Raw genomic sequence first — 8,836 nt, 5'->3', positions numbered from 1 at the left:
GACAACATCAGCCTCGTCATCGGCGGCTTCGATCCCGCCACCAAGAAATACGTCGGTCCCGAAGCGGTGATCAAAGCGCAGATCGCGCAGATCCAGACCGACAAGAAGATGACGGCCAAGGACAAGAAGGAAGCCCTCGACGAACTCAACCAGGCGCTCAAGACGCCGGTGCCGCCGGTCGAGAACAAGGCAAACATCGATCTCGTCGCCAAGTATTACGACAAGCTGGTTGCCGCGCTCGGCGACGATGAGAATTGAGGATGTTTGCGTGTGTTGCTTGCGCCGCGCATTCGCCCTCGTAGGGTGGGCAAAGGCGCGCGAGGCGCGCCGTGCCCACGTCTTCTTAGCTTGAACTGACGCGTGGGCACGCTTCGCTTTGCCCACCCTACGAGAGCCGTTCAACGGCAGAAAGCCCCGGAGATCTCTCCGGGGCTTTCGTCGTTTCGCCGCTTGCCCTGCGATGTGCTTACGTCCGCGTCCGCATCCGCATCATGAAGCTGTCGAAGCTGAGCTCCGCCACCTGTTGCCAAGCGAGCGTCTCGTTGCGGTAGGCGGTGAGGCTCGAATACATCTTGCTGAAGTGCGGATTGTTCTTGGCGAGATCGGCGTAGATCTCGCCCGCGGCATTGTAGCAGGCCTCGAGCACTTCCTGCGGGAACGGCTTCAGGATCGCCCCGGCCACCAGCAGGCGCTTCAGCGCGGGCGGATTGACGTAGTCGTACTTGCCCGTGACCCAGGTGAAGGTGTCGCGCGACGCCGTCTCGATCACGGCTTGATATTGCTTCGGCAGCGCGTTCCACTTGTCGAGGTTCATGATGTTGTGGCCCTGGCCGGTGCCTTCCCACCAGCCCGGATAGTAGTAATACTTGGCGACCTTCACGAAGCCGAGCTTCTCGTCGTCGTAAGGTCCGACCCATTCGGCCGCATCGATCGTGCCCTTTTCCAGCGCCGGATAGATGTCGCCGCCCGCGATCTGCTGCGGCACGCCGCCGACCTTGGCGATGATCGTGCCGGCGAAGCCGCCGACGCGGAATTTCAGTCCCCTGAAATCTTCCATCGACTTGATCTCCTTCCGGAACCAGCCGCCCATCTGGGCGCCGGTCGAACCGGTCGGAATGCCGACGGCGTTGTATTCCTTCAGGAGGTCGTTGAGCATGTCGGTGCCGCCGCCGAAGTGCAGCCAGGCAATATGCGAGCGTGTGTTCAATCCGAACGGCAGCGACGTGCCGAAGGTGAACGCCGGGTTCTTGCCCCAGTAATAATACAGCGCCGTGTTGCCCATCTCGACGGTGCCGTTGGAGACGGCGTCGAGCACCTGCAGGCCTGGCACGATCTCACCGGCGGCGAACGGCTGAATCTGGAATTTGTTGTCGGTGGCTTCGGCGACGCGCTTGCAGAAATATTCGCAGCCGCCATAGAGCGTATCGAGCGCCTTGGGCCAGCTCGCCGCAAGGCGCCATCTCACTTCCGGCGACGATTGTGCGATGGCCGGCGCGGCAACGGCCGTGCTTGCGGCCAGCCCAGCCCCGGTCACTTTGAGAAAATCACGACGTTTCATGCGTATCCCTCCGTTGCGCCGATTCTTCGACAAGGGAACGATCTTGGTGTCGTCTTTGCGTCGCCGATGATCGACGTGGGTGTTTTAAAAATTTTGGCGTTTCCGAAGGCCCTTCGGGCTCTTTTTGGATTCCGCGCATTGCGGAATGGCGTCAGGATGACCGGTCGCCTTGCGATAATCAAGCGCCGTCAGTGCGCTCGCAATTGCGAAGCCGAGGTTTGACCGCCGCTTCCGGCCCGAAACGACCGGCAAAACGACCAAAGCCCCGGAGATGGTGGCATCTCCGGGGCTTCTTCGTCTTTAGTCGTGGGGGGTCTCAGCGCCTCATGTCTTGGCGCGCATCCGCGCCATGAAGCTGTCGTAGCTCAGCTCCGCAACCTGCGTCCAGGGCAGCGAGTCGTTCTTGAACGCCATCATGCTCGCATGCATCTTGCCGAAATGCGGATTGGACTTGGAGAGGTCCGCGTAGATCTCGTTGGCGGCGTTGTAGCAGGCCTCGAGCACCTCCTGCGGGAAGCCTCTGACGATTGCACCGTTCACGATCAGCCGCTTCAGCGCCGGCGCATTCACTGCATCGTATTTGCCGGTGATCCAGGTGAAGGTATCGCGCGATGCCGCGTCGATCGCCGCCTTGTAATGCTTGGGCAGCGCATTCCACTTTTCGATGTTCATGATGTTGTGGCCCTGGCTCGTGCCTTCCCACCAGCCGGGGTAGTAGTAGTATTTGGCGACCTTCACGAAACCTAGCTTCTCGTCGTCATAGGGGCCGACCCATTCGGCGGCGTCGATGGTGCCCTTCTCCAGCGCCGGATAGATGTCGCCGCCAGCCAGTTGCTGTGGCACGCAGCCGAGCTTGGAGAGGATCGTGCCGGCGAAACCGCCGATGCGCATCTTCAGGCCCCTCAAATCGTCGAGGCTCTTGATCTCCTTCCTGAACCAGCCGCCCATCTGCGCGCCGGTCGATCCGGTCGGGATGCCATAAACGTTGTGCTCCCTAAGCAGGTCGTTGACGAGATCCTGCCCACCGCCCCACAACAGCCAGGAAATCTGCTGCCGCGTGTTCAAGCCGAACGGCAGTGCGGTTGCGAAGGTGAAGGCCGGATTCTTGCCCCAGTAGTAATAGAGCGCGGTGTTGCCGATCTCGACCGTGCCGTTGGAGACGGCGTCCAGTACCTGCAGGCCTGGAACGATCTCTCCGGCCGCAAACGGCTGAATCTGGAATTTGTTGTCGGTGAGGTCGGCGACCTGCTTGCAGAAATATTCGCAGCCGCCATAGAGCGTATCGAGCGCCTTCGGCCAGCTCGTGGCGTACCGCCACTTGATCTCGGGCGAGCTTTGCGCAATCGCGGGCGCCGCCACTGCGGTGCTCGCTGCCAGGCTCGCGCCCGTTACCTTCAGGAAATCACGACGTTTCATGCGGACCCTCCGCTATGCCGATGCCTTCGACACGGAACGAACTTGATCGTTCGTTCTTTTTGAGACTCGGCGTTGTTTTGTTTGAGGTTTGATAGCGTTTCCGAACGACCCTGATGGGCCTCTTCTTGTTGGAATCCCCACTATGATGGCATTCCGTCAGCAAGGATGACCGTTCGTCTCGCGACAATCAAGCCACCTGCCATCTCGCGCCTGCGAATGCGCGACAGACACCCGCAAGCGCGAGAGGCGAGGCGCCCGTGGCGCCGATCTCTTTCCTTACCGCTCCTTCGCGAAAGCCGTCTCCATCGCTTTTCGCACCCTGATCGTCTCGTTGTTTGCATCGAACTCGACATCGCTCCAGCGCACCACCGTGCCGTGGGCGACGTCGTGCTTCAGCTTCAAGCGATGTGCGAGCCCGATCGGCAGGGCGCCAGCCTTGAGGCTCGCGGCCGCCGGTAACAGCTTGCCCCACACCGTGTAGCCGCCTTCGCCGTCCAGCATCTCCCCGGCGTGCAGATTGCGTTTGGCCACAGCCGCGACGTCGCCGCGGAAGCCGTAAGGCTGCCCAGTGGCCTCGCCCCGCAGCGCCGCCGCCAGCACCGAGATGTTCAGCTCGAGCCCGATCAAATGATAGGGCTTGTACATGGCGGCGAAGCGTCCGCTGGAATCGGTCTTCAGGCCATATTGCCGGAAGCAGTCGGCAGCATAGTCGTTCGGTGCCTCCAGCACGACATAGACGCCCCAGCGCAGGTCGCGAAACACCGGCCGGCCGTCGCGTTCGAGCGAGGAGACGACTTCGACAAGGCCTGATCGCTCCAGCACGCCGCCGCGCGAGCGCGGCCGCATGATATGCGGCAAATCGTCGACGCCGCAGGGCGGAAACAGCAAGCCGTCCGCGGGCACGTCGAGGCCGCAGGCATTGGCGATCGCGGCCATCTCGATCGCCGATTTGGTGCCGTCGAGGAAGGAGTTGAACATCTGCGGATTCATGCCGGCCGACTGCGCTTCGCCCGCGGTCAGGCCGTAATGCTGCCAGACACCATCGGGTGTCACGTCGTGATAGGCCGGCAGGTACTTTGTGCCCTTGCCGGCAGCAACGACGCGGAAGCCGGTGGCCCGCGCCCAATCCACCATCTCCGCCGTTAGCGCCGGCTGGTCGCCATAGGCGAGCGAATAGACCACGCCGGCTTTGCGCGCTTCCTCGGCGAGCAGCGGGCCCGCCAGCACGTCCGCTTCGACATTGACCATCACGATATGCTTGCCCGCCGCGATCGCGGCGCGCGCGTGGCGGATGCCGACGGCGGGATTGCCGGTCGCCTCCACCACCACGTCCATGCCGCCGCCGGCGATGGCGCGCGCGCCGTCATCGGTGAACACCGTGGCGGCGATGCGCTCTGCGTCCCAGCCGACGGTGCGGCAGGCCTCGCGTGCCCGGTCGCGGTCGATGTCGACGATGATCGGCACCTCCAGCCCCGGCGTGTGCGGCACCTGGGCGAGGAACATCGAGCCGAACTTGCCGGCGCCGATCAGCGCGACGCGAACGGGCTTGCCGGCGGACGCGCGGGCCTGGAGGAGGCGGAAGAGGTTCATGGGGATGTCCTGCGAAACTATCGTGTCCCGGACGCGCTGCAACGCGTAGCGTTGCTGCGCAGAGCCGGGACCCAGAGAAAAGCTATCCGTGCAGCATGGGCCCCGGCTCAGCAGCGCATCACTGACGTGCTGCGCTGCGTCCGGGGCACGAGTGCAAATTACTCCGCCGCCTGCCGCGGCGCACGTGCCAGCCGCAGCAGCGCGTCGTCGTCCACCGTCTTGATCGGCGTGAAATCGCGATGCGCGATGTAGTCCGGCCGCGTCGGTGTGCGGATATGGTTCGAGACCGCGTTCAGCGTCAGGTACACGATCTTGCGCGGATAGGGCGTGATGTTGCCGCTCGATCCGTGCACGAGATTGCCGTGGAACATCAGCATGCCGCCCGGCTTGCCCGTGGGTGCGACGATGCCGCCCTGCTTGACGAGGCGCGTGACCGTGTCCTCGTCCAGCGTCCACAGCGGATACGAGGTGGTGGCGAGATCGTGCGACGCCTCGAGATCGCCGGCATTCTGGCTGCGCGGCACCAGCATCAAGGGGCCGTTGATCGGCATCACCTCGTCGAGGAAGATCGCGATGTTCATCGCCCGCGGCTCCGGCATGCCGTCGTCGCGCTTCCAGGTGCCGTAATCCTGGTGCCATTGCCAGACGTCGCCGGTGAAGGCCGATTTCGCGTTGATCTTGAACTGGTGCATGTAGACTGGCTCGCCGAACAATTGCTCGACCGGCTCGATCATGCGCGGATGCGCGCCGAGGATGCGGAAGGCCTCGTTGTAGAGATGCGCGGCAAAGGCCGTGCGCGGCGCGCCGCTCTTCTCGCGCCAGACTTCGGGCCGGTTGGCGTCGTAAATGCCGACCGCCTCGCGCGCGAGCAGGTCGACCTCCTCTTGGGCGAACAATTCGGGCAGGAACAGCCAGCCCTCGCGGTGGAAGAACTCCAATTGCTCCTGGGACAGTCTCATGGGTCGTCCTCCTGTTTGTTTGTTTTCGTCATTCCGGGGCGCGACGAAGTCGCGAGCCCGGAATCCATTTCCCCGCAGTCTCTGCCGCCCGATGGATTCCGGGCTCGATGCTGCGCATCGCCCCGGAATGACGGTGGCAATCGCTACGCCGCCGCCTCGTCCGCTGCCCGCAATCTCTCCTCGGTCATCCGTCCGGCCGTCTGCGCGTGCGCCAGCGCGGCGCGTTCGGCCGCTTTGGCGTTGCCGCTTAGAATGTTTCCGGCAATATCGGCATGCTCCGCCCAGGCCTTGGCCCGATAGTCGAGCTCGGAGAGCACCGTCGCCATCGAGCGCCGCATGTGCGGCCATTGCGGCGCCATGGTCTCCTCGATCACGGGATTGCCGGCGAGCTGATAGATCGCGCGGTGAAAATCGACATCGAGGGTGATGAGCTCGGATAGCATCGTGTTGTGGTCGCTGCGGCGCCCGGCGGCGAGCGCTGTCTCCAGTCGCGCGCGTCCCGCCGCGTCGCGGGCCGCGCGTGTCGCCGCAAGGCGGGCCGCCAGCGCGTCGATGGCGCCGCGCACCTCGTAGAGCTGGCGGATGCGCGCAGGGTCGAGCTGGGTCACTTCAAAGCCGCGACGGCCGCTCTCGGCGACCAGGCCCTGCCGGTGCAACAGATGCAGCGCATGCGACACCGGCTGGCGCGACACGCCGAGCCTGTCGGCGAGCTCGTTCTGCCGGATGCGCTGGCCGGGCTGGAGCGTGCGGTCGGAGATCGCCTCCAGGATCCGCGAATAGACCTGGTCGATCAGGTTCGGGAGCGGGTCGAGAGGAATCACGCCGTCAGCTCCAAAAAGGAATACGGAATTCCGTGTTCGAAGCTACTCCCGGGACGGGCGGGGGTCAAGCACGGCTGACCGCGTCAGGACGCCCAATGTTAGGCCCTGCTTAAGCTATTGATATTGCTTGGGCCGTCTACTGCGCATGGGGTTGTTTCGTCGAAACGGGAGGAGCTACTTCGCCAGGAACCCGTTCACCACCTCGCCGAACTCCAGCGGTGCTTGCTCGAACATCCAATGGCCGGCGTTCGCGATCACCGCCGTCTCGGCGCCCGCGATGTGCGCGGCCAGCACGCGCCACATCACCGACAGGCTGCCGGTGGTGGCGCCTCCGCCGATCAGCAGCGTCGGCGTCCTGATCGCCTGCGCATCGCTCAGCGTGTAGGGCCGGCGCTGCTCGTTGATCTGGCCGAGGAAGGTGAGCGCGTTGTCGCGGAGTTGTTGCTTGGCCGCAGCCGGCACGCGCCGCCAGGAGCCGTCGCCTTCGATGCCTTCGTAGAAGTTCCGCAGCGCGCCCTCGAGGTCGCCGGCGCGGATCATCTCGACCGATCGCGCGGTGCGGGCCGCCAGCGGCGGATGCGCGGGCGTGCCTTCGGGCACTGGCAGGGATGCGTCGAGATCGCCGCCGGGCTCGGCCAGCACCAGCTTGCGCAACAGATCAGGCCGCGCCTGCGCCACGCGAAAGGCGATGTGGCCGCCGCGCGAATGGCCCATCAGGTCGACGGGGCCAGGCTTGACCTGCTCGATGAAGGCGATCGTATCGGCGACGTGCTGCGCCATCTTGTAGTCGTCGCCGATCGCGTCCCAATGCTCGGGAAAGAAATGCCGCAGGCTGACCGAGATCACGCGATGGGATTTCGACAGCGGGCCGAGCACCGAATACCAGGTGCGAAAATCACCCAGCGTACCGTGCACGCAGACCAGCGGCGGGCCCTCACCGACTTCGAGATAGGCCATGTCGTAACCATTGACGCGGAAGCTCTGCATGGATCAGCTCGCCAGAAAATCGAGAACCACTTCGGAGAATTTCTGCGGCGCCTGCTCGAACATCGGATGCGTCGCGTTCGGGATGATCGCCGTCTTGGAATAGGGCACATGCGCCGCGAGCGCATGCAGCACTTTTGGCAACAGGCCCTTGGTTCGCGCGCCCAGGATGAATAGCGTCGGCATCTTGATCGCCTCCGCGTCCACCTTGGAGAACGGCGGGCGATTGTCGCGGACCTGGCCGATCAGCGTGTAGGCGTTGTCGCGCAAATTCTGCTTCACCATCGCCGGCAGCCGCGGCCAGGTGCCGGGGCCTTCCAGCGTGTCGACGAAGACGGCGAGCCCGCCGTCGACATCGCCGGCAGCGATCTTCTCGGCCGAGGCCGTGAAGCGCGCCAGCAGCGGCGAGGGGCCGCCGACGTAATCCGGATCAAGGCTCGCATCGAGCTCGCCCCCGGGCTCGGCCAGGATCAGCCGGCGCAGGAGATCGGGCCGCTGCTGCGCCACGCGGAAGCAGATATGCCCGCCGCGGGAATGGCCCATCAAATCGACCGGCCCGAGATCGAGCTTGTCGACGAAGGCGATGACGTCGCTGGCGTGCTGGGCGATCGAATAGGTGTCGCCGACCCCATCCCATTTTTCCGGGAAGAAGTGGCGCAGGCTGACGGCGATCACCCGATGCCGCTGCGTCAACGGGCCCAGCACGCAGCCCCAGACCCGGAAATCATTCAGCGATCCATGCACGCAGACCAGCGGCGGTCGGCCCCTGTCTTCGCCCACGTCGAGATAGGGCATGTCGTATCCGTTGACGTGAAGGCTCTGCATTATGGACTCGCGAGAGAGGATCGGAACTTCTGTGCAAGATTCCCGGAAACCGGGTGGATCGCAACTATTTCCAAGCCTAGATTTGGCGTGAGTTGAAAGTGGGGCCTGCAACGAAAGCAAGCCAGGATCCAAGCCATGAGCGACCAGCATTTTGCCCTGTTCGACACACGGATCGGCCTGTGCGCCATCGCCTGGGGCCCGCGCGGCATCAACGGCACGCAATTGCCGATGGGCGGCGAGCAGAAGATCCGCACCCGCATCAGCCAGCGCCATGCCGACGCCACCGAAGCCGAGCCGACCGCCGAGGTGCGAGAGGCGATCGACCGCATGACAAGACTGCTCGCCGGCGAGCCGGATGATCTCACCGACATCCCGCTCGACCTCGACGGCGTGCCCGAGTTCAATCGCGGCGTCTACGAGATCGCCCGCGCGATCCCGCCCGGCAAGACCATCACCTATGGCGACATCGCAAAACAGCTCGGCGGCGTCCAGCTGTCGCGCGACGTCGGCCAGGCGCTCGGCCGCAACCCGTGCCCGATCGTGGTGCCCTGCCATCGCGTGCTGGCGGCCGGCAACAAGCCCGGCGGGTTCTCGGCAAATGGCGGCGTGGTGACGAAGCTGAAGATGCTCGAGATCGAAGGCGCGCTGGTGAACCACACGCCGAGCTTGTTTGATTGAGGTGA

The 8,836-nt window shown here is 64.4% G+C and carries 9 protein-coding genes (1 of these 9 running past the window's edge); 2 read left to right on the top strand and 7 right to left on the bottom strand.

Going from position 1 to position 8,836, the window contains the following annotated elements; genetic code table 11:
* A protein-coding gene (locus tag ACNJYD_RS35785) for a hypothetical protein (RefSeq protein ID WP_439364762.1) crosses the window boundary here: on the top strand, window positions 1-258 show its 3' portion. 339 nt of this gene lie to the left of the window's left edge; only the last 258 of its 597 coding nucleotides appear in the window; its start codon lies off the left edge, out of view; it ends in the stop codon at window positions 256-258.
* Window positions 259-466: 208 nt separating this feature from the next.
* Here ACNJYD_RS35785 and ACNJYD_RS35780 read toward each other — a convergent pair whose 3' ends face one another.
* The 7 genes from ACNJYD_RS35780 to ACNJYD_RS35750 form a co-directional block, all read right to left on the bottom strand.
* Window positions 467-1,558 carry a TRAP transporter substrate-binding protein gene (locus tag ACNJYD_RS35780; protein ID WP_172787000.1) on the bottom strand — a complete coding sequence of 364 codons (1,092 nt, stop codon included), beginning with the start codon at window positions 1,556-1,558 and terminating at the stop codon, window positions 467-469.
* 324 nt (window positions 1,559-1,882) lie between these two features.
* The gene (locus ACNJYD_RS35775; protein WP_212260001.1) at window positions 1,883-2,974 is read right to left on the bottom strand and encodes a TRAP transporter substrate-binding protein; all 1,092 of its coding nucleotides are present in this window, start codon (window positions 2,972-2,974) and stop codon (window positions 1,883-1,885) included.
* A 276-nt stretch (window positions 2,975-3,250) separates the two neighbouring features.
* Window positions 3,251-4,564, bottom strand: coding sequence for an NAD(P)H-dependent oxidoreductase (locus tag ACNJYD_RS35770; protein WP_439364761.1), 1,314 nt, complete (start codon window positions 4,562-4,564; stop codon window positions 3,251-3,253).
* Window positions 4,565-4,722: 158 nt separating this feature from the next.
* Window positions 4,723-5,523: a phytanoyl-CoA dioxygenase family protein gene (locus tag ACNJYD_RS35765; protein ID WP_212260004.1), complete on the bottom strand. Its 801-nt coding sequence runs from the start codon at window positions 5,521-5,523 to the stop codon at window positions 4,723-4,725.
* Window positions 5,524-5,666: 143 nt separating this feature from the next.
* Complete coding sequence (locus tag ACNJYD_RS35760; RefSeq protein WP_439364760.1) at window positions 5,667-6,344, bottom strand: GntR family transcriptional regulator; 678 nt, start codon at window positions 6,342-6,344, stop codon at window positions 5,667-5,669.
* A 174-nt stretch (window positions 6,345-6,518) separates the two neighbouring features.
* Window positions 6,519-7,331, bottom strand: a complete 813-nt coding sequence (locus ACNJYD_RS35755) for an alpha/beta fold hydrolase (RefSeq protein WP_439364759.1) — start codon at window positions 7,329-7,331, stop codon at window positions 6,519-6,521.
* 3 nt (window positions 7,332-7,334) lie between these two features.
* Window positions 7,335-8,153: an alpha/beta fold hydrolase gene (locus tag ACNJYD_RS35750; protein ID WP_172787006.1), complete on the bottom strand. Its 819-nt coding sequence runs from the start codon at window positions 8,151-8,153 to the stop codon at window positions 7,335-7,337.
* 135 nt (window positions 8,154-8,288) lie between these two features.
* Between ACNJYD_RS35750 and ACNJYD_RS35745 the strand changes: the two genes are divergently transcribed.
* Complete coding sequence (locus tag ACNJYD_RS35745) at window positions 8,289-8,831, top strand: methylated-DNA--[protein]-cysteine S-methyltransferase (protein WP_172787007.1); 543 nt, start codon at window positions 8,289-8,291, stop codon at window positions 8,829-8,831.
* Window positions 8,832-8,836 lie beyond the last annotated feature (5 nt).

It is taken from the genome of Bradyrhizobium sp. SPXBL-02, from assembly GCF_051853065.1.
Classification (GTDB): domain Bacteria; phylum Pseudomonadota; class Alphaproteobacteria; order Rhizobiales; family Xanthobacteraceae; genus Bradyrhizobium.
The sequence above is the reverse complement of the archived record's forward strand: the minus strand, read 5'-3'. Positions and strand labels throughout refer to the sequence as shown.

Excerpts from the sequence above, each read along its gene's own strand:
- ACNJYD_RS35780 (WP_172787000.1), bottom strand. The coding sequence starts at position 1,558 with ATGAAACGTCGTGATTTTCTCAAAGTGACCGGGGCTGGGCTGGCCGCA.
- ACNJYD_RS35775 (WP_212260001.1), bottom strand. The coding sequence starts at position 2,974 with ATGAAACGTCGTGATTTCCTGAAGGTAACGGGCGCGAGCCTGGCAGCG.
- ACNJYD_RS35770 (WP_439364761.1), bottom strand. The coding sequence starts at position 4,564 with ATGAACCTCTTCCGCCTCCTCCAGGCCCGCGCGTCCGCCGGCAAGCCC.
- ACNJYD_RS35765 (WP_212260004.1), bottom strand. The coding sequence starts at position 5,523 with ATGAGACTGTCCCAGGAGCAATTGGAGTTCTTCCACCGCGAGGGCTGG.
- ACNJYD_RS35755 (WP_439364759.1), bottom strand. The coding sequence starts at position 7,331 with ATGCAGAGCTTCCGCGTCAATGGTTACGACATGGCCTATCTCGAAGTC.
- ACNJYD_RS35750 (WP_172787006.1), bottom strand. The coding sequence starts at position 8,153 with ATGCAGAGCCTTCACGTCAACGGATACGACATGCCCTATCTCGACGTG.
- ACNJYD_RS35745 (WP_172787007.1), top strand. The coding sequence starts at position 8,289 with ATGAGCGACCAGCATTTTGCCCTGTTCGACACACGGATCGGCCTGTGC.